Consider the following 19,766-nt stretch of genomic DNA (forward strand, 5'->3'; position numbering starts at 1 on the left):
AGACTTCCTTTCGGGTTGCTGAGGTGATGGCAGACCATGCACCGGATCGATGTCGATGCGTTAGAGCGATACTCCGAGCTTCTTGCACGATCCTGCAAAAGTGACAGGCGGGCCTATTCTCGCGGGAGCAAAGCTGTCCTACATAGTGCGCATCTCTCCGAGGCGATACATAAAGGGTTCGCTCGTATGACTCTGCCGTTCAATCCCTATCAGGAAATCGTCTCCATTGCCGCGCGCCATCTTGGCGACGACGGGGAGTGCAGGACCGCGATCGAAAGCGTGGGGATAAGTCGGCGCACTTCACCAAGCGCCCCCTGCCACGGCAGCTACCGCCCTTGCATCGCCCTTGTTATCCAAGGCGCCAAGAGCCTGCGCCTTGGCACCGACGTCATCAATTACGGGCCTGGCGACTACCTGCTGACATCGCTCGACCTGCCGGTGACATGGCGAGTGGTGGAGGCAAGCCCCGAGGTTCCGCATTTCTGCCTGACGCTCGCCATCAACAGCGAGAAGGTTCTCGATCTCTTGAGCCGCGCCGAAATCCCGCGGCCAACCGCGCCCGTTGGAGGACGCGGGATCGTCGTAAATGTCGCGACGCCAGAGCTCTTGGACGCGGCAGTGCGGCTGCTACGTTTGCTCGATAGTCCAAAGGACATCGCGGCGATGGCGCCGCTGATAGAGCAGGAGATTCTATATCGGGTTCTTACCGGCCCGGACGGTGGCCGGCTGATCAATATTGCGGTCGCCGACAGTCACGGCAACCGCATTGCACGCGCCATCGCATGGTTGCGGCAGAATTTTGCCCAGCCGCTGCGCATCGAGGACCTCGCGGAGCAGGTCAACATGAGCGTGTCGTCCTTCCATCACCATTTCAAATCGATCACCGCGATCACGCCGGTGCAATACCAGAAGCAGCTGCGGCTGCATGAGGCGCGGCGTCTGATGCTGATCGAGCGGCTGGATGCAGGGACGGCGGGGCATCGTGTCGGCTATCAGAGCCCGTCGCAGTTCAGCCGCGAATACAGCCGCGTCTATGGCATGTCCCCGGTGAGAGACGTCGAGGCGGCGCGCGAGCCCGCTGACGGCGCCTGAGTAATGCGCTGTCGGCGGCGGCGGTTGGAGCGTAGCGACGGTCGCGTCGATATCGCGCAAGGACGCTGAAATTTTCGTGCCATGCCGCTTGACGCGCACAGTGGTTTGCAGCATAAAGCCTACGAACCGTACCGTACGGTACTATTGGGAGTGAGGCCGTGTCCGTCGATAATTTGGAGCCCAGCGAGTTTTCGCCGCGCCAAAACGCCGTCCTGGAGCAGGCATTGCAGCTGCTCGTCGATGGCGGCGAGAAGGCGCTGACGACATCGGGCGTTGCGCGCGCGGCGAACTGCTCCAAGGAAAGCCTGTACAAGTGGTTCGGCGACCGCGACGGCCTGCTGTCCGCGATGATCGCCTATCAGGCGAGCAAGGTGCGCACCTTCGAGCGCAATGGCGAGCGGCTGACGTCGGCGAGCCTCCACGACCACCTCGTCATCTTCTCAAAGGATTTGCTTGAAGTTCTCGCCGGCGATGTCTCGCTGGCGCTCAACCGTCTCGCCATCGGCCAGTCGCATCGCGACGGCTCCAAGCTCGGCAAGCTGCTTCTGGAGCGGGGTCGCCGTCAGATCGATCGCCGCGCCATGGGGCTGATCGATTCCGGCAAGCGCGCTGGGCTGCTGCGCTTCCATGATGCCGACGAGGCATATCACACGCTTTATGGCCTGATCGTTTCCGATCTGCATGTTCGCATGCTGCTCGGCGAGCCGGGTCTCAAGGATACCGCGCGTCAGGCGGAGAGGGCGGTTTCCGCCTTCCTGCGCCTCTATGGCACGGAAAAGGTTTTGGCGGAGATGCCGCTCGTCGGCTGATCCCCTCTTACAAGTCACAGGACAAGCAAAGGGAAGGAAATTCAAATGCGCGTCTATTACGATCGTGATGCAGATCTCAACCTCATCAAGTCGAAGAACGTCGTCATCGTCGGCTACGGCTCCCAGGGCCGTGCGCACGCGCTGAACCTCAAGGACAGCGGCCATGCCAACGTGACGATCGCTCTCAAGGCTGGCTCGGCAACCATCAAGAAGGCAGAAGCCGACGGCTTCAAGGTCATGACCGTTGCCGACGCTGCCAAGTGGGGCGACCTGATCATGATGGCAACGCCTGACGAGCTGCAGGCCGACATCTACAAGGGCGAAATCGCCGGCAACATCCGTGACGGCGCTGCAATCGCCTTCGCACACGGCCTCAACGTTCACTTCGGCCTGATCGAGCCGAAGGCGTCGCTCGACGTCGTCATGATCGCGCCGAAGGGCCCGGGCCATACGGTTCGCGGCGAATACCAGAAGGGCGGCGGCGTTCCCTGCCTCGTTGCCGTTCACCAGAACGCTTCCGGCAACGCTCTCGAACTCGCTCTCTCCTACGCTTGCGGCGTTGGCGGCGGTCGTTCGGGCATCATCGAAACCAACTTCCGCGAAGAGTGCGAAACCGACCTCTTCGGCGAACAGGTCGTTCTCTGCGGCGGTCTCGTCGAACTGATCCGTGCTGGTTTCGAAACGCTGGTCGAAGCCGGCTATGCGCCTGAAATGGCCTACTTCGAGTGCCTGCACGAAGTGAAGCTGATCGTCGACCTGATCTATGAAGGCGGTATCGCCAACATGAACTACTCGATCTCGAACACGGCCGAGTGGGGCGAATACGTCACCGGCCCGCGCATCATCACGGCTGAAACCAAGGCTGAAATGAAGCGCGTCCTGCACGACATCCAGACCGGCAAGTTCACGTCCGACTGGATGCAGGAGTACAAGGCAGGGGGTTCGCGCTTCAAGGGCATCCGCCGCATGAACGACAGCCACCAGATCGAAGAAGTCGGCGCGAAGCTGCGCGGCATGATGCCTTGGATCGGCAAGAACAAGCTGGTCGACAAGTCCGTCAACTAAGCGGTTTCACACTGCTGAGTCAGCAGGGCCGGGGCGAAAGCTCCGGCCTTATTTTTGCGTCCGTACCGCAAGCCAGCGGGTCGGCTTTCCGTCGTAGCCGGTCCCATCGCCTTCGCTGATCACAATGTTGTGCCAGCCGCCATTGCTCAGCATTTCCGAAAGCAGTTCCGCCGACGGATAGTTGTAGTAGCGACCGAAGCCGTCGTGCCCCTCGGCCTCGCCCGCCTTGAAGGTGGCGTGAAAGGCGCCGCCGGGCCGCAGCGCCGTGCGGATCCGTTCCAGCACATCAGGGAGGTCTGCCCGGGGGACATGCAGCAGGCTGGCCTCGGCCCAGACGCCGTCGAAGGCTTCCTCTTCGTCCAGATCCTCGAAGCGCAACACCGCGACGGGACGCTCAAGAAAGGTTTCGGCCTGCTCCGCGATCGCCGGCGATCCGTCCGTTGGCGTGACATCGAAGCCCTTTGACAGCATGTAGGCGCTGTCCTGTCCGCCGCCGCATCCCAGATCGAGGATGGCTGCACCTGGCGGCAGCATCAACAGAAAAGCGTCTAGGCGTCGAACCGGCAGCGTGCGTTGCCGCGAAGCATAGGTGGCCGCGTTGTCGTCATAGAATGAAGATGTACTCTCGTCTGCCATGATCGTTCGCCCAATGACCCAAGGCCGGAGTTACACGCATAAGGTCGCCGCCTTTGAGGCAGCGCTCATTCCGTCGATACAAAAGAGCGAGCTAGATGGAACGGCGCCCGCTGATGGCGTGGTACAGCCAAAGAACCACGACCGCGCCGATGACGGCGACAACGAGGCTGTAGATATTGAAGCCCGTTATGCCGGATGCGCCGAAGAAGCTGAAGATGACGCCACCGACGATCGCTCCGACGATGCCGAGGACGATGTCCATCAGCATGCCTGCGCCCGACTTGTTCACAATCTTGCTGCCGATGAATCCTGCGATCAATCCAAGGATAATCCACCCGATAACAGACATCTGCCATTCCCCTCCTTGATTGGTTGAATATTCAGACCATCTTCCCGTTTAAGCTAAATAGCTCGTCGGGGAATTCAAGGTTCGCGAGAACCTTGTTCTTTCATTCTACAGTTGTTGTTCAATGAAATGAAGCAACCGAAAAGGAGGATGTCATGGGTATTTTTGATGACGCCGTTCCGGGCGGAAGTATCTCGAAGCCGATCATGGTCGCGCTTGGCGCGTTACTAGTGGGAAAGCTTCTTGGTGCTGGAGGCAGCCAGACGGATCCAGCCGCTCAGCAGGCTAATCCCCAAGCTGGTGACGGCGGGCTTCTTGGTGGGCTCGGCGGTCTCGGTGGTCTTCTCGGCAAGCTGACGGAGGCCGGGCAGGGCGATACGGTGGATTCCTGGGTCCAGCCCGGACAGAACAAACCGATCGCGCCGGGCAGCCTCAACGATGCGCTTGGGTCGAAGACGATCAGCGATCTCGCACGCCAGGCGGGAATCAGTGAGCAAGAACTCCTGAATCAACTTTCGACAGTCCTGCCCGGAGTGGTCGACAAGCTGACACCCAGAGGCCAACTGCCGACACAAGAGCAGATCGCCTCCTTGTTCCGTTCCTGAGCGCGGTACGATCGAGCTGCAGTATCGCAGAAGACTCGCCCCGTTTCCCGGTCGGAAGCGGGGCGAACGAGTGTTTTTTCCATGCCGCCCCTGATGATTTTGCGACCGGCCGAAGCCTCGCGCCTCTCTGCGCTCTTCCTCTGGTCCGGCCACAAAAAAACCGGGCGTTGCCCCGGGCGTTGCCCGGTTTTCGAGTTTTCTGAATTGCTGGGCCGACTACTTGCGGCCGCTGACCTCAGACCAGGATGCGGCGTGTCCAGCCACGCTCATCGTTCGTCACGCCCTTCTGCAGGCCGACCAGCTCCTGGCGCAGCTCGGTGGTGAGCTTCCCGGTCTGTCCGTCTCCGATCAGGAATTCGCCACCAGCGTGTCGCACCAGGCCGATGCCCGCGAGTACCGCTGCAGTGCCGCAAGCGAAGGCTTCCACGAGCTTGCCACTGACGGCATCGGCCTGCCATTCCGCGAACGAGTAGGGGCGCTGCTCGACGCGCAAGCCCTTTTCTTCGGCGAGAACGATAACCGAGGCGCGGGTGATGCCCGGCAGGATCGTGCCGCCGAGCGGTGGCGTGACGACGGATCCGTCGTTCATCACGAAGAATACGTTCATCCCGCCGAGTTCCTCGACCCAGCGGTGCTCTGCCGCATCGAGAAAGACGACCTGATCGCAATTCCTCTTCGAGGCCTCGGCCTGCGCGATGAGGCTTGCGGCGTAGTTTCCTCCGCATTTTGCAGCACCGGTGCCGCCGTTGGCCGCCCGAGTGTATTCGGTCTCGACCCAAAGGGAGACCGCTTTTGCTCCACCTTTGAAGTAGGCGCCGACCGGAGAAGCGATAATGCAGAAGATATATTCCTGAGCCGGACGAACACCCAGGAATGCCTCGTTGGCGAACATGAAGGGGCGAAGATACAGGCTGGCGTCGCCCGATGGAATCCAGTCCTTATCAACACGGACGAGTTCTTCCACCGCCTTCAGGAAAAGTTCGTCCGGCACGGGAGGCATCGCCATGCGGATGGCTGACTGGGCGAAGCGGCGGGCGTTCTCTTCAGGCCGGAAGAGCAGAATGCGACCATCGTCCGCCCTGTAGGCTTTCATGCCCTCAAAGATTTCCTGCGCGTAGTGCAACACCGCGCTGGCAGGATCGAGTTCCAAGGGCCGCCTGGGCGTTACCTTCGCATTGTGCCACCCTTTGTCAGGAGTCCACCGAGCCAGAACCATATGATCCGTGAAGACCTTGCCAAAGCCGGGCGACTCCAGGGCCTGAATTCGGTCGGCGTCCGAGACCGGCGACGTGTGGAATTCGATCTTGATTTCAGGAGTGTTCGACGACGCGGGCATTGCTGGCACCTTCATAGCATATTTGATAGTGGCGGCGACACTACTGCCACGGAGTGGGTCTTGAAAAGATCGATTTTAGCCAGTTCTGGCTTCTGATCACGGAAGTGACCTTCGCTTCCCAAAATTGTCATGGTAGCAAACAAATAGGTCAGTAATGTTGACTTATTATTTGTTGCGTGGTTCTGTCGCCTAAAGACAAAAAAAAATTACGAGGAAATGCCCATGCTGAATTGGGAAAGCATATTCGCGACGCGTTCTTCCCGTATGCGTGCTTCGGAGATTCGCGAGCTTCTGAAGCTTCTTGACCGCCCAGATATTATTTCCTTTGCCGGTGGTATTCCGGATCCGGCGCTTTTCCCCGATCAGGAATTCAAGGCGGCCTACGTCGATATCTTCGATAGCTCGGCCGTGAACTCGGCGCTGCAGTATTCGGTCAGCGAGGGCTACAGGCCGCTCCGCGAATGGCTGGTCAAGCAGATGGCCGCCATCGGCATCCCTTGCGAACTCGATAACGTCTTCATCGTTTCTGGCTCGCAGCAGGGCTTGGATTATCTCGGCAAGCTTTTCCTCTCGCCCAATGACACGGCGCTGGTCACCTGGCCGACCTACCTCGGTGCGCTCCAGGCCTTCAATGCCTATGAGCCGGCCTACGATCAATTGACGCCGAACGGCAACCGCACGCCTGATTCCTACAAGGCGCAGGCCGCGAGCGCGGGCGGCAAGGTGAAGTTCGCCTATCTCTCGGCCGACTTTGCCAATCCGACGGGCGAGACTGTCGATCAGGCTGGACGAGAGAAGGTTCTTGCCCTGGCAGAGGAACTCGATATCGCAGTCATCGAAGATGCCGCGTATCAATCACTCCGCTACGATGGGACGCCGATCGCGCCGATTCTGGCGACGGAGATCGCGAAGAAGGGGCACATCAACGATACCCGCACGATCTACTGCGGCAGCTTCTCGAAGACGCTTGCGCCGGGCCTGCGCGTTGGCTTCATCGTCGCCAACGCTCCCGTTATCCGCAAGCTTGTTCTGATGAAACAGGCGGCTGACCTGCACTCCTCGACGATCAATCAGATGGCGATCGCGCATGTCGCGGAACGCGGTTTCGATGCACAGGTCGCCAAGATCAAGTCGGTTTATAGTCACCGCCGCAATGTCATGCTGGCGGCGCTTGAGAAGTACATGCCTGCAGGCACGAGCTGGACGAAGCCCGAAGGCGGCATGTTCATCTGGGTGACGCTGCCTGATGGCATGGATGGCGCGAAGCTGCTAGCCAAGTCGCTGGAAACGGCCAACGTCGCCTTCGTCCCGGGCAAGGCCTTCTTCGCCGATGGTTCGGGTGAGAACACCTTCCGCGTCAGCTTCTCCTGCGCGAACGATCAAATGATCGAGGAGGGGATCAGCCGCCTTGGTGCGTTGATCGCCGGTGAAATCGGCGGTTGATCAGCCGCCGACCTCTTCAGAGCCAACTATCGATTGAGGTGTGGGCCGAGCAATTCGAGGTCCGCCTCACTCAGCCGGTCGCTGGCCGTGTTCAGCTGGTGCCAATACGGATAGAGCACGGGCGGCAGGCTGACCGCGTCCAGTCGACTGCGCTCCTGCTCGGTCAGCTTCAGCTCGGCCGCGGCGAGATTGTCCTTGAACTGGGCTTCGGTGCGCCCTCCGATGATGACAGACGTGACCGCCTTGCGGCCGATCAGCCAGGCAAGCGCCACCTGGGCTGCCGAGACACCGCGCTCATCGGCGATTGCCACCAGCGTTTCCACGATATTCCAGAGGCGGTTTTCATCGCGGATCGGCGGCTCGGTCCAGCCTGAGAACTGCCGCGAACCCTCAGGTGCTGCCCGGTTGCGTCGATGCTTGCCCGAAAGCAGGCCGGCAGCAAGCGGGCTCCAGACGAGGACACCGAGGCCCTGGTCGATGCTGATCGGAAGGAGTTCATATTCCGCATCGCGTGCTTCGAGCGTGTAGTGGATCTGCTGGCTGACGAATCGCTCCCGCTTTTCCCTCTCGCTGACGCCGAGCGCCTTCATGATATGCCAACCGGAGAAATTGGAGCAGCCGACATAGCGGACCTTGCCCTGGCGCACGAGTGTATCGAGCGCCTCCATGGTTTCCTCCAGTGGCGTCTGCCCGTCCCACTCGTGAAGCTGGTAGAGGTCGATGACGTCAGTCTTCATGCGCCGCAGGCTGGCCTCGCAGGCGCCGATCAAGTGATAGCGCGACAGGCCGGTGTCGTTCGGGCCGTCTCCCATGCGAAAGCGCGCCTTGGTGGCGATGAGAACGCCGTCCTTGCGCGGCCCGCCGATGATCTCGCCGAGGATTTCCTCGCAAACACCCTGCGAGTAGACGTCGGCAGTGTCGATCAGGTTGACGCCGGCGTCTATGCACAGGTCGACAAGCCTGCGTGCCTCGGTAACGCCGAGATCGCCAACCATCTTTGCCCAGCCTTGGCCACCGAATGTCATGGTGCCCATCGTCAAGGTCGAAATCTTCAGGCCAGAACGGCCAAGAAGCCGGTATTCCATTTGCGCTCCTCCAAAATGCACAAGTCAAAACGTGCGGTAGAAGATAGGGGCGGGGAAGGTGGGTCAAGGGCAGATGTCCGACGTCTTGGTACCGAAGCCGACTGTCACAATCATGTTATCCGCGATGGCTAAGGAACGGGTCTCCTACCACCGAGGACCAATCATGAAGACGATCGTTTCCGCCGCCGCGCTACTCGCAGCGAGCTTGCTTGCAATCCCAGCCTCCGCCGCCAATCTCGTCCTCTATACGAGCCAGCCGAACGAGGACGCGCAGGCAACCGTGGATGGCTTCATGGCAGCCAATCCGGACGTCAAGGTAGACTGGGTGCGCGATGGCACGCCCAAGATCATGGCGAAGCTGCAGGCGGAGATCGAGGCCGGCAATCCCGTCGCCGACGTCCTGCTGATCGCCGACACGGTGACGCTCGAGCGTCTGAAGAAAGCCGGCAAACTGCTCGCCTACAAGTCGCCGGAAGCTGGCAGCTACGACGCGGCACTCTACGACGGTGACGGCTACTACTATTCGACCAAGCTGATCACGACAGGCATCGTCTACAACACCTCTGCCGCGTTCAAGCCGACCAGCTGGAAGGACCTGACGAAGGCCGAAGCCAAGGGTCTCGTGACCATGCCGAGCCCCTTGACGTCGGGTGCAGCCCTCATTCATGCGCAGACGCTGGCCGGCGTCAGCAGCCTCGGCTGGGATTTCTACAAGGATCTTGCCGCCAATGGCGCGACCGCCGCAGGTGGAAACGGTGCTGTGCTCAAGTCGGTTGCCTCGGGTGAAAAAGCCTTCGGCATGATCGTCGACTACATGCCGATCCGCGAAAAGGCCAAGGGCGCGCCGGTCGCATTCGTCTTCCCGACGGAAGGCGTCTCCGCCGTCACGGAGCCGGTCGGTATTCTCGCAAGTTCGAAGAATGCCGATGCGGCGAAGAAATTCGTCGATTACGTGCTCTCTGAAAAGGGGCAGGAAGGCTTCCTCAAGCTCGGCTATATCCCCGCCCGCAACGGCATGAAGCTGCCGGAAGGCTTCCCGGCTCGTGACAGCATCAAGGTGCTGCCAGTCAATGCCGCGGAGGCGCTGAAGACTACCGATCAGGACCTCAAGACCTTTTCCGGCATTTACGGCTCGAACTGATCGCCGCCGGAAAGCAGATGCGCGGATATGTTCGTCCTGGAGACAGTCAGCGTGCTTGGCTGTTTCCTTTTGTCGTTATCATTGTCCTGATACTTAGCGTGCTGCCGCTAGCGCGGCTCGCGATGACAGGCATTGCGGCGCTCGCAAAGGGCGGCGTCGGCGCGGTGCTCAGCGATCCTGCCCTTTGGTCGGCAACCTACTACACGCTCGCCACGGCCATTCTTGGCACACTGATCTCGCTTGCCATCGGCTGCGCCTTCGCGTTCCTGCTGACGCTGACGGATATCAGCGGCAAGGGAGCGCTAAGCTTCCTGTTCGTCCTGCCGATGATGATCCCGCCGCAGGTGACGGCGCTTGCCTGGGTGCAGATGTCCGGGCCGTCAAGCCCACTGCTGAAGGCGTTGCACCTTGCGCCTCCGCTTGGATCGCCGCAGCCGCTTTATTCGGTCGGGGGCATTTCGCTGCTCTACGGAGTACAGCACGCGCCGCTCGTTTATCTCGCCCTCCGTGCAGGCCTGATGGCGTTGCCTCGCGATGGTGTCGAGGCGGCGCGTCTTGCTGGGGCGGGCAGCTTTCGGGTCTTCCGCGATATCATCCTGCCGCTTTCGTTGCCGGGCATCATTGCCGGTGCCGCAATCTCTTTCGTATCCTGTACAGGCAACTTCGGCATTCCCGCCATTCTCGGCATACCCGCCTCGATCTACACGCTTCCGACACTTATCTTCACTAAGTTCTCCGCCTTTACGAGCCGTACTTTCGGCGACGTTGCAGTGCTTTCGGCACTGATCGCGATCATTTCCGTTGCCGGGCTTGCCATTCAGGATCGCGCCCTGCGCGGACGCGACTACCGCGTCCTCGGGCTTTCGGGCGCGACCGCGGCCTTCGAGTTGGGGCGCTGGAAGCTCCTTTTGCAGCCGCTGCTCTGGCTCTGCATCTTCTTCATGCTGGTATCGCCATTCTTCGCTCTCCTCGCCGGTGCACTCGTGCCGGCCTATGGCGTGCCGTTGACCTTCAAGACCCTGTCGGCAAGCGCCTTCTACGAAATTCTCTTCCGTCAGGCGGTCACGCGTACGGCTTTCGCCAATTCGCTCTCTCTCGCGGCGGGGACGGCGCTATGTCTCCTCTTGGTGACCGTGCTGACGGCTTACGCGTTGACCCGGCGGAAGGACCTGCTGGGCCGGATCGTTTCGAGCCTGATCGAGATTCCCTATTCGCTGCCCGGCATCGTCATGGCCGTGTGCTTCATTCTGGTGTTTGCCGCACCGCTTCCGATCCTGCATGTGACGCTCTACGGAACGATCTGGATCATTCTGATCGCCTACCTCTCCAGTTTCTTTGCCGTTAGCCTGAAGCCTGTCGTCAGTGCGTTCCATCAGCTCGATCCGGCACTGGAGGAGGCGGCAAAGCTTTCGGGAGCGGGCTTCTTCCGGCGGCTCGCCGACATCATCGTGCCCTTGATCGCGCCCGCTGCCGGCGCGTCGGTGATCCTGGTCTTCCTGATCGCTTGCAATGAGCTGACTATTTCCGCGCTTTTGTGGTCGGCCGGGACGCAGACGCTTGGCGTCGCCATCTACAATCTCGACGACAGCGGTAGTTCCGATCTCGCGTCGGCGCTCTCCGTGCTCGTCGTTCTTATGGTCGTCTTCATGATGCTTCTCCTGGAATTGATGGCAAAACGCCTGCCGAGAGGAGTCGTACCGTGGCGGAACTGATCCTCAACCATCTTGCCAAGGACTTCGGTACCGGGCGCGCGGCGGTCGCCGACTTCTCCCTGAAAGTGCGGCATGGCGGCTTCCTGGCGCTGCTCGGACCGTCTGGCTGCGGCAAGACAACTGTTCTGCGCATGATCGCCGGTTTCGAGGCGCCAACCGACGGCTCTATCCATCTTGGCGAGCGGCTGCTTGCAGACGCCTCGAGGTCGCTACCACCGGAACGGCGCAACATGGCAATGGTGTTCCAATCCTATGCGCTGTGGCCGCATATGAGCGTCGCAGACAATGTCGGCTATCCTCTGAAAGTGCGCGGCATCTCCGGCGAGTCCTACAGACAGAAGGTCCGCGAGGCACTGGCGACGGTGAGGCTCGCCGACCATGCCGAGCGGCGTCCCGCCGATCTCTCCGGCGGCCAGCGACAGCGCGTGGCATTGGCCCGCTGCCTTGTCTCGTCACCTGATGTCGTGCTGCTCGACGAGCCGCTCGCCAATCTCGACCGGCACCTGAAGCAAGAGATGGAGGAAACGTTCCGCGAATTCCACCAGCGCTCCGGAGCGACCATGGTTTATGTGACGCACGATCAGAGCGAGGCGATGGCCCTTGCGACTGATGTTGCGGTCATGTCCGAGGGCCGCCTTCTGCAGGCTGCGCCGCCTGCGGAGATCTACGCCCGGCCAGAGGGCCGGCTGGTCGGTGGGCTGATCGGTCGCGGTGCGATCCTCTCGCTTTCATCTCCAGTTGGTGACATCAGGCTTCTCGATTGGAGCGCTCTCGAGTCCATGCTGTCTCACGAGGCGAGGCACCAGCCGAGAGTGGATGTGTTGGTGCGCCAGGAAGACGTCTTGATTGCTGGTGAAGGCGTTCCAGCACGCGTCGAGTCGATCCTCTACGAAGGCGAACGCTACGCCGTGAAGTTGCTGCTTGGTGACGGACAGGTGCTTCGCGCATTCAACCGTGAGCGATTGCGGGTCGGCGAAAGCGTGTGGGTCGTTGCGCGCGCCGCCTGGCGTCTCTGATCGCGAAACGTCTTTCCGAAGCGGGGCTTAGCCACTACTAATGGCATAACGCCAATTGGAAATGTTCGATGTCGCTTCGCATTGCCACCTTCAACGTCGAAAACCTCATGACGCGTTTCGACTTTACCGGCTTCCGCAACCAGTTGCGCCAAGACCGGGTCATCAAGCTTTTCGAAGTGCGCAGTGAAGGCGTCTACCAGCAGCTCGAGCAGGCGCGGGTGATCGCTTCCACCGACGATACCCGACAGATGACGGCGCTCGCGATTGCCGACGCCGACGCCGACATTCTCTGCCTGCAGGAAGTCGACAACATGGAGGCGTTGCAAGCCTTCGAATACGGCTATCTCTTCAGGATGGTCGGCAACGGTTACCGGCAAAAATATCTCGTCGAGGGCAACGACAGCCGCGGGATCGACGTCGCAGTCCTGATGCGGGAAGAGACACGTGACGGGCAGAAGATCGAGCTCAAGCAGATCAAGAGCCATGCAATGCTCACCTATCGCGATCTGGGGCTTTTCAACGACCAATTGGCGCTGACCAACCGCATCGACGACAAGATCTTCAAGCGCGACTGCCTGGAACTGGAGCTCGAGATCGGTGGTGTCGCGCTGTCGCTCTACGTGGTCCATTTCAAGTCGATGGACGGGCCGCGCACGAATGGCGTCGACAGCAGGCTCGGCACCATGCCGATCCGGCGGGCCGAGGCGCTGGCGGTTCGCCGTATCATCGAGGACCGCTTTCACGGTCATACCGATGACAAGAGGTTCGTTATATGTGGTGACATGAACGATTATCAGGAGCGCGTCGACGTCATCGGGCGCCGCCAAACGGGCTACCGCTTCGAGCATCAGGTCGAGAGCATCAGCGCGCTCGACGTCTTCAGTCGCGACGGCTTTTTGGAGAATGTCGTGCGCCGCCGTGATCCGCTCGACCGCTGGACGCTCTACCATGCCCGTGGACCCGAAGAGCAATGGCTGTGTCAGCTCGACTACATCTGGCTCTCGAAGGCGCTCGCCAGAACGAATGTCGGACGCCTGCCGGAGATCGTTCGACATGGACAGCCTTACCGCACGGCCTTCCCGCCCGGCCAGGAGGTCGAGCGTTATCCTCGCACCGGCTGGGACCGGCCAAAGGCCTCCGACCATTGCCCCGTTGTCATGACACTGGATTTGATATGAACCTGCATTTCTCCGAGGATTTCGCCGGCTGGCCGCCGGAGCAGACCGTATTTCCGATTGCTGGGCTGGACCTTCGCGTTCTCGCCGGGGACCATTCCTTTTATGTCGCGGAGCACGAGGCGATCCGGGAGAACTGGGCGAAGGAAACGGCTGCAAACCCGGCGCTGTTCGACGGCCGCATGGTCTTTCAGGAGCGGCTGGCTCTAACCGATGCCGGCATAGCAGGCGAGGGCCATGTCATCCCGTTTTCTACATTCATGTGGTGGCGTCGCCAACCGAGCCGGCAAGGCGGCATCCATCTGTTCGCCTATCCGGTCCTCGAAACCTCGGACGGCGCGCTGGTGGCTATCCGCATGGGGAGCCATACGGCCAATCCCGGCCAGGTCTATTTCGCTGCCGGTTCCCTCGAACCCGAGGACGTCAGCGAAGGTCGTTGCGACGTCGAAGGCAATATGCGTCGCGAGGTGATGGAGGAGACGGGGCTTGACCTCAACGAGGCCAAGGCCGGCGATCGCTACTACGCGAGCCATGTCAGGCGCACGGTGACTGTGCTGCGTCTCTTCCGCTTCGACCTGACCGCCGATGACATGATAGAGAAGATCCACGCACACATGCTGGTTGCCGACGACAAGGAGATTGCCGGCGCGGTTGCTATACGTTCGGCCGACCCGAAGGCACACCCCTACAATATTGCGATGCTCCCCGTCATCGACTGGTACTTCCGGGAACGGCGCGGCGCTTAACGCCTTGCGCTCGGTCGTCCGGTCGGGCAGGTTGGCGAAACGAGGATCGAGACCATCAGGAGGCCGATGTGGGGCGAAGCTACAGCGTCTATGACGTGTTCACCGACCGCAAGCTCGCCGGAAATCCGCTCGCCGTTATCTTCGATGGTGACGATTTGAGCGATGACGCCATGCAGGCGATCGCCAAGGAAATGAGCCTCTCGGAAACGGTCTTCGTGCAGCCGTCGGGTAATCCCGCTTACACGGCGAGAATCCGCATCTTCACGCCCGGGCGGGAGCTTCCCTTTGCAGGGCATCCGACCGTTGGAACGGCGATCGCTCTCGCCGAGCAGGCGCATGGCGGCTCGAGCATCGATCTCGTTTCGGTGCTGGAGGAAAATGTCGGACCGGTGCGTTGCGCCGTTCGCCTGCGGGAAGGCGAGGCGAGTTTTGCCGAGTTCGACCTGCCGCGGAAGTCGCAGCAGATCACGATGCCGCTCGACAAGCTTGGAATCGCCAATGCTTTGTCGTTGAAGACGACCGAGATCGGCTTTGAGAACCACGTACCGTCGTTGTGGAGCGCCGGCGTGCCGTACCTGATGGTGCCGGTGCACGACGTCGGCGCCGCGCAGCACATGGAGTTCGACCCGCAACTTTGGGAAGAGACCGTTCCCTTCGTGGATGGCGCGCTTGCCTCGGCCTATATCTACTGCCGGGGCGGCGTGAACCATGTGGCGAAATTCCATGCGCGGATGTTTGCGAGCGGCATGGGGATCGTGGAGGACCCTGCGACCGGGTCGGCTGCCGCCGCGCTCTCCGGCACCATTCACTATTTCGACCGTCTGACGGACGGGCACCATGGCATGACGATCGAGCAGGGCGTGGAAATGGGCCGGCCATCCTTCATTCATCTGCACATGGATGTTGAAGGCGGAACGATCTCAAATGCCCGGATCGGCGGGCAGGCTGTGCGCATCGCAAGCGGAACGCTGGACCTTTGATTTCATTGCATTTCAGCCATGCGCAAAAATCTTCGCATTTAACCAAAGAATTTTCAGGCAGGCGCTAGACAAGCCGAACGATCCTGTTTATACGCCCCCTCACACCGCGCAACACGGCGGTTACGGGTGATTAGCTCAGTTGGTAGAGCAGCTGACTCTTAATCAGCGGGTCGTAGGTTCGAGCCCTACATCACCCACCAAAAACCTCAAGAAAAGTAAGCAGTTAGAAAAAAACTCCCAAGCGGGAGTTCTGGCCATTCTGCCAATTCTGTCACAAACTTTGTCACAAAATCGAAAGTGGCTTCCGTCATCCAAGCCCCGCGCCTGGACACAGGCGCGTGCATCCCGTCGGCGTTAAAGCAGCGAGTTCTCATTAGAGCAGCGTGGAGGTTTGCAGCTATCGCCGGCGGCTAATGCGGTGCATGTCGACAATGCGGCCGTCAGTTCGACGGATTGCGATCTCGAAGCGGGTGTTGCCTCGCCACGCACGATAGATGAAGAACCTGCCACGGCAGTCGACCCGACGAACATCGCGGAAGCCGCGATTGCGAAGCAGTCGTTCACCCTGACTACAGGTTATCCCTCGACCTCTATTGAGGCTGCTACCGATCCCGATGTGTATGCTGATGTCGGTTTGGGCAATCGCTTCACGGGGAAGCGCCACCGGTGACGCCACTATTGCCAAGGCGAGCACTGATGAGACGAGCGAAGATCCACGCATTATTGTGACGATACTCATAATCATCCTCACTGTTTGACCCATGCCGGTCCTGAAAAACGCCCAACATGACCGTTTCGGCCAGACCATCGCGAGGAAAAGAACGCGATAGTTGCATAGGGCGAGGCCGGCTAGGCCTGACCGTGGCGGCTCCCAGATTATCAGCAAATGTCAGAATCCGTAATCGTGTCGGTGGGTTGCAAACCAGAGACTGGTTCGGCGAGCGATGAAATGGACGATAATTGCGTCAGCGACTTTGAGATGACGAGCTTTCAGCTTGACACGGTGTCAATTGGCAGCCACCGGTTCGAGGCGAAGGCATTGATCGGCGCATGGGTTGTGTGAAGCTTGAATGGAAGCAGGGGACAGCGGTTTAGCGCGGGGCCGCTTTCGTCTAACATCTCTTTCTCGTAAACCGCTGCAGCCAGGAGAAGCATGAATGAGCAGATTTCGGGCATTTGTAGCAGCTGGAGCGATGATCAGTCTTTCCACGCTTCTGTCGGCCTGCGGGACGCCCCCGAACTCGATGGGCAATGCGTCAGGCTATGAGCCGGGAGATTCAATGAATCGAGCCTGCTCCGACGGCTTCAGACCCAGCGACGGCCGGTCCTGCAGTTACTGACGGGCGGTAGCGCCTGCCGAAGGGCGATTCGTCCGACGGCTGCGCGCCCTCGTTGCACGGGATCCTCCCGTCGCCTCTCCAGCAATGGTTTGCGCGCCCTCATCGGTTAGATGACCTTCGCCCGCTGCCATTCCATCACCAATTCCGGGTGCGGCAGTTGGCGCCATGCTTGAGCCGCCGCAGACTTTTGTCACCAATGTCCGCGAGGTCCCGGCTCCGCAGGCACGGGTCGTCGTCGAGGAAAAGATCGTCGTCGGTCAGCCGCTTCCGGAGACCATTGTCCTAACACCTGTTCCCGACAATCCGAATTTTGCTACGCGGTCGTGAACGACGAGCGTGTGATCGTCGAGCCTTCGTCGCGCAAGGCTATCCGGGTTCTCAACTGATCCTGGTTCGAGAGCGCGGCTATGCTGCGCTCAACCAACTCCAATCAAATTTGACGTCAAGGACATACGCTGCGGCTCGATGCCGTACGTTGCGTGCGCCTTGTCGTCCACGGAGAAGAGACATGGAACACAAGAAACTATCCATGATTGTTGGGCAGCGGCGATCGGATAGACGCCGCCGGCGGCGCTTGGCTCGGGTATTGCCGGCAAGACGATAGTGACGCGGAACAAAGTTCCCTCGCACGGGTTTCTTGGCTGATCGCGATTATCTCGACCAGGCCTGCGCCGCCTCGCCATGGGGCATCCGCAAGGCGCCATTTTAAGGCGTCGTGCGGCTCCGCAGATCGAGCGCAGAGGGCGCATGCATCAGTCATGAGGGTAGGGAAGCTGTCATGAGAGCGATTGCAACGATGCTGTTCGGCATTGCCTCGGCTGTCGGGGCCTGTTTCATCGGGGCTGCGGCCGCCACGTACATCCTCGCCGTGCCTGATGGGCGGCAGTTCGCGAATCTGGATACACCGAACCTTTGGACTGCATCTCCCGAGCGGGTTGATGCACGTAGTCAGAAGTTCGAGCGGATTGCGCCCCTTGTGTCAGCGGCCTATCCCGTTACATCCGCAGCACCCAAGCCCAAGGCGGACGTGGTAGCAAATTCCGCGTCCGAGGACGCATCGACGGACGCCGCCTCGGCGTCACTGCGTAACGAGCATCAACAATGGTGCGCGTCGCGATACCGGTCCTATGATCGTGCCCGTGACACCTATCGCTCCTACAGCGGTCAAATCCGCATCTGCGTGTCGCCCTTCGCCGCCCCATCGATGGAGATCACTGGATCGGTGAGTGGAAACCCAGACCATCTCGCGTGGTGCTTTGCGCGTTATGCGTCCTATCGGGCAAACGACAATACATACCAGCCGTACGGCCGACCGAGGCGCGAATGTGTTTCGCCATTCTCCAGCAACACCAGTGCCGAGACTGCCAGCCAATGACGCTGTTCTGGCGAACTTGAGCCGGGAACCAACAGTGTGGCGCCGCGTTTTAGACACAGTTCCAAGGCGATCCGCACACCCGCCTTGGCCTTTCCAAAAGTCCCTGTCATCTGCCCCGCTTGTTGCGGGGCTCCTTTCTGCTTGTCGAGGAAGGGGAGCCACCATGTCACATAAGCGCTACAGTCGTCGCGACGAGCCGCTACATTCCATGGATCTGTCAGTCTGCCTTCGGGTGCTCGATCACATCCGCAACGAGCAGGGGATCGAAGCGTCCTCGACGAATCCGATCGGATCGCCTCAATCATCATCGAGTTTTATCGCCAGGGAGTCCGTGACGAGAAACAGTTGCACACGCTGATCGACGTGGCGCGCGGGTGTGCGGATCGATCTTAGTGGACAAAACGAACAATGGTTGGGAACAGAAGCGAACCACCGGCGTTTTTCGCTCAGGTCGTGCCGCCCTAGGCACGTTGTTTTGAAGTGCAACGATATTAGAGAGCCCCGCCGACACCGCGGGGCTTTTCCTTTGTCGTCTTTTCAGCCGGCTCTTGTAGGACTTAGGTCCTATAGGACCTCAAAAACCTGAACCATATGCAGGCCTGCCGCGTTGATCTCCAGAGAAAGGAGACTGACCATGAAACGGTTGATCATCGCAATGGCCGGCCTCGCAGCAGTACTGGTGAGTGCTCCTGCCGACGCCCAAGGTGTCTATTTCGAGTTCGGTTCCGGCGGCCACAGGTATTATGATGATTCACCACCGCCTCGTTACTACCGATACGGCCCAAGGTACCGTGATTACGACTATGACGGACCGCGCTACGCCCGCCGCGACGTATGCTGGAGGGTGCCTTACCAGCACCGAAGCCACCACCACTATATCACCAGGTATAGAACGGTTTGCGAATAGAGAATCGGCCTCGCGTGAAGCGAGGCTTTTTCTCGGGAACCTGGCGTTTCTGCCGCCATCCGCCCTAGACGCCCCAGCCTGATTTTGCCGCGTTGGCCGTCCCACCTATGCACGGCGGTTTTCTCGGGCCTACTTCTCCCGGTCCTCAAGGCAGAACTGTCTCACCAAAATCGGTCTGAGGTCGCGGATCGGGCGAGCCCTTGTGTTTGGCTGTGATCGAGCTGTTTTAGATGGGCGGCGCGCTGCCGTGCGCTGGCAAGGATGCTCACGAATTGGCTCAATTAGCGTGCAAGATCGGAAGGGCAGCCATGCATCAGCGGCCTTGGTAAATCATAGCGATGCGCTATCTATCTCCGTGCAATACAAGGAGAAAATGATGAAGAAGATTGCAACCGCAGTTGCTGCCGTATCGCTGATGCAAGCCTTGGCCACGAGCGTCGGTGCTGCCGATTTGGTCACCACTTATCAGCAGCCCGAGCCCGACCTGAGTGACGGCGTCAAGATCGGGATTCTGACCTGTGACGTCGGTGGCGGTGTCGGTTATGTCCTCGGTTCGGCAAAATCGGTTGATTGCGTTTTCAGCCCGACATCGGGCAGCGAGACGCAGGATCGGTACGCGGGTGCGATCCGCAAACTGGGCGTTGATGTCGGATTTACCACGCGCGGCCGGATTGTGTGGGCGGTGTTTGCGCCGACGACGGGATACCATCGCGGTTCGCTGGGCGGCCTTTACCAGGGCGCATCGGCCGAAGCGACGCTTGTCGCCGGTGTTGGTGCCAACATCCTCGTCGGCGGCACCAGTGGCTCGGTGCAGTTGCAGACGCTGAGCGTGACCGGACAGCTCGGCCTCAACGTTGCCGCTACCGGAACGTCCATGACGTTGACGCCACAAGGCTAACGGCGTCTCGCCGGCTATCGATTGGCGCGCTCTTGAATAAATCTGGCCGCATTCTTGTG

At 60.3% G+C, this 19,766-nt stretch carries 20 protein-coding genes, 1 tRNA gene and 1 pseudogene; 18 read left to right on the forward strand and 4 right to left on the reverse strand.

Going from position 1 to position 19,766, the window contains the following annotated elements; all coding sequences use genetic code 11:
* Nucleotides 1–186 precede the first annotated feature (186 nt).
* The 3 genes from AF71_RS25425 to ilvC all read left to right on the forward strand — a co-directional run bounded on the left by AF71_RS25425 (nt 187) and on the right by ilvC (nt 2,966).
* A complete protein-coding gene (locus tag AF71_RS25425; RefSeq protein ID WP_169683751.1) occupies nt 187–1,092 on the forward strand; it encodes an AraC family transcriptional regulator in 906 nt (301 codons plus the stop codon).
* Nucleotides 1,093–1,235: 143 nt separating this feature from the next.
* On the forward strand, nt 1,236–1,901 hold the full coding sequence (locus AF71_RS25430; protein WP_026371979.1) for a TetR/AcrR family transcriptional regulator: 666 nt from the start codon (nt 1,236–1,238) through the stop codon (nt 1,899–1,901).
* A 45-nt stretch (nt 1,902–1,946) separates the two neighbouring features.
* Nucleotides 1,947–2,966, forward strand: a complete 1,020-nt coding sequence (ilvC, locus tag AF71_RS25435; RefSeq protein ID WP_169683752.1) for a ketol-acid reductoisomerase — start codon at nt 1,947–1,949, stop codon at nt 2,964–2,966.
* A 48-nt stretch (nt 2,967–3,014) separates the two neighbouring features.
* Here ilvC and AF71_RS25440 read toward each other — a convergent pair whose 3' ends face one another.
* Entirely contained in the window at nt 3,015–3,602 is a 588-nt protein-coding gene (locus AF71_RS25440) for a class I SAM-dependent methyltransferase (protein WP_018858646.1), read from the reverse strand.
* A 91-nt stretch (nt 3,603–3,693) separates the two neighbouring features.
* A complete protein-coding gene (locus AF71_RS25445; protein ID WP_007534948.1) occupies nt 3,694–3,951 on the reverse strand; it encodes a GlsB/YeaQ/YmgE family stress response membrane protein in 258 nt (85 codons plus the stop codon).
* Nucleotides 3,952–4,103: 152 nt separating this feature from the next.
* Between AF71_RS25445 and AF71_RS25450 the strand changes: the two genes are divergently transcribed.
* Nucleotides 4,104–4,553, forward strand: a complete 450-nt coding sequence (locus AF71_RS25450; RefSeq protein ID WP_018858645.1) for a YidB family protein — start codon at nt 4,104–4,106, stop codon at nt 4,551–4,553.
* A 235-nt stretch (nt 4,554–4,788) separates the two neighbouring features.
* Here the strand turns inward: AF71_RS25450 and AF71_RS25455 are convergent, their stop codons facing one another.
* Nucleotides 4,789–5,889 (reverse strand): branched-chain amino acid aminotransferase, encoded by a 1,101-nt coding sequence (locus tag AF71_RS25455; RefSeq protein WP_018858644.1) that lies wholly within the window; start codon nt 5,887–5,889, stop codon nt 4,789–4,791.
* Between the two features lie 222 nt (nt 5,890–6,111).
* Here AF71_RS25455 and AF71_RS25460 point away from each other — a divergent pair, with 222 nt between their 5' ends.
* Entirely contained in the window at nt 6,112–7,332 is a 1,221-nt protein-coding gene (locus AF71_RS25460; protein WP_018858643.1) for a PLP-dependent aminotransferase family protein, read from the forward strand.
* Nucleotides 7,333–7,358: 26 nt separating this feature from the next.
* On the opposite strand, the gene AF71_RS25465 is transcribed toward AF71_RS25460, so the two are convergent.
* Nucleotides 7,359–8,417: an aldo/keto reductase gene (locus AF71_RS25465; protein WP_025661747.1), complete on the reverse strand. Its 1,059-nt coding sequence runs from the start codon at nt 8,415–8,417 to the stop codon at nt 7,359–7,361.
* Nucleotides 8,418–8,580: 163 nt separating this feature from the next.
* On the opposite strand from AF71_RS25465, the gene AF71_RS25470 reads away from it, so the two are divergent.
* The 13 genes and pseudogenes from AF71_RS25470 (at nt 8,581) to AF71_RS25530 (ending at nt 19,707) form a co-directional block, all read left to right on the forward strand.
* Nucleotides 8,581–9,558: an ABC transporter substrate-binding protein gene (locus tag AF71_RS25470; RefSeq protein ID WP_169683753.1), complete on the forward strand. Its 978-nt coding sequence runs from the start codon at nt 8,581–8,583 to the stop codon at nt 9,556–9,558.
* 17 nt (nt 9,559–9,575) lie between these two features.
* Entirely contained in the window at nt 9,576–11,270 is a 1,695-nt protein-coding gene (locus AF71_RS25475) for an iron ABC transporter permease (protein ID WP_169683754.1), read from the forward strand.
* Nucleotides 11,258–12,286, forward strand: a complete 1,029-nt coding sequence (locus AF71_RS25480) for an ABC transporter ATP-binding protein (RefSeq protein ID WP_018858639.1) — start codon at nt 11,258–11,260, stop codon at nt 12,284–12,286. Before AF71_RS25475 ends, AF71_RS25480 begins: the two co-directional genes overlap by 13 nt.
* A gap of 68 nt (nt 12,287–12,354) precedes the next feature.
* The gene (locus AF71_RS25485; RefSeq protein ID WP_018858638.1) at nt 12,355–13,464 is read left to right on the forward strand and encodes an endonuclease/exonuclease/phosphatase family protein; all 1,110 of its coding nucleotides are present in this window, start codon (nt 12,355–12,357) and stop codon (nt 13,462–13,464) included.
* Nucleotides 13,461–14,207: an NUDIX hydrolase gene (locus tag AF71_RS25490; RefSeq protein ID WP_018858637.1), complete on the forward strand. Its 747-nt coding sequence runs from the start codon at nt 13,461–13,463 to the stop codon at nt 14,205–14,207. Before AF71_RS25485 ends, AF71_RS25490 begins: the two co-directional genes overlap by 4 nt.
* 68 nt (nt 14,208–14,275) lie before the next feature.
* Nucleotides 14,276–15,187 carry a PhzF family phenazine biosynthesis protein gene (locus AF71_RS25495; RefSeq protein ID WP_018858636.1) on the forward strand — a complete coding sequence of 304 codons (912 nt, stop codon included), beginning with the start codon at nt 14,276–14,278 and terminating at the stop codon, nt 15,185–15,187.
* Nucleotides 15,188–15,311: 124 nt separating this feature from the next.
* Nucleotides 15,312–15,387, forward strand: a tRNA-Lys gene (locus AF71_RS25500).
* Between the two features lie 191 nt (nt 15,388–15,578).
* Nucleotides 15,579–15,857: a hypothetical protein gene (locus tag AF71_RS25505; RefSeq protein WP_210258390.1), complete on the forward strand. Its 279-nt coding sequence runs from the start codon at nt 15,579–15,581 to the stop codon at nt 15,855–15,857.
* A gap of 487 nt (nt 15,858–16,344) precedes the next feature.
* Complete coding sequence (locus AF71_RS31890; protein WP_082728602.1) at nt 16,345–16,527, forward strand: hypothetical protein; 183 nt, start codon at nt 16,345–16,347, stop codon at nt 16,525–16,527.
* A 174-nt stretch (nt 16,528–16,701) separates the two neighbouring features.
* Nucleotides 16,702–16,913: pseudogene (locus AF71_RS25515) on the forward strand (DUF1236 domain-containing protein); the annotation flags it as partial.
* A gap of 392 nt (nt 16,914–17,305) precedes the next feature.
* Nucleotides 17,306–17,902, forward strand: a complete 597-nt coding sequence (locus AF71_RS25520; RefSeq protein ID WP_018858634.1) for a BA14K family protein — start codon at nt 17,306–17,308, stop codon at nt 17,900–17,902.
* Between the two features lie 634 nt (nt 17,903–18,536).
* Entirely contained in the window at nt 18,537–18,809 is a 273-nt protein-coding gene (locus AF71_RS25525) for a hypothetical protein (RefSeq protein ID WP_082728603.1), read from the forward strand.
* Nucleotides 18,810–19,182: 373 nt separating this feature from the next.
* On the forward strand, nt 19,183–19,707 hold the full coding sequence (locus tag AF71_RS25530) for a DUF992 domain-containing protein (RefSeq protein WP_026371978.1): 525 nt from the start codon (nt 19,183–19,185) through the stop codon (nt 19,705–19,707).
* The last annotated feature ends 59 nt before the right edge of the window (nt 19,708–19,766 follow it).

It is taken from the genome of Rhizobium sp. 57MFTsu3.2, from assembly GCF_012932765.1.
GTDB classification, from domain to species: domain Bacteria; phylum Pseudomonadota; class Alphaproteobacteria; order Rhizobiales; family Rhizobiaceae; genus Rhizobium; species Rhizobium altiplani.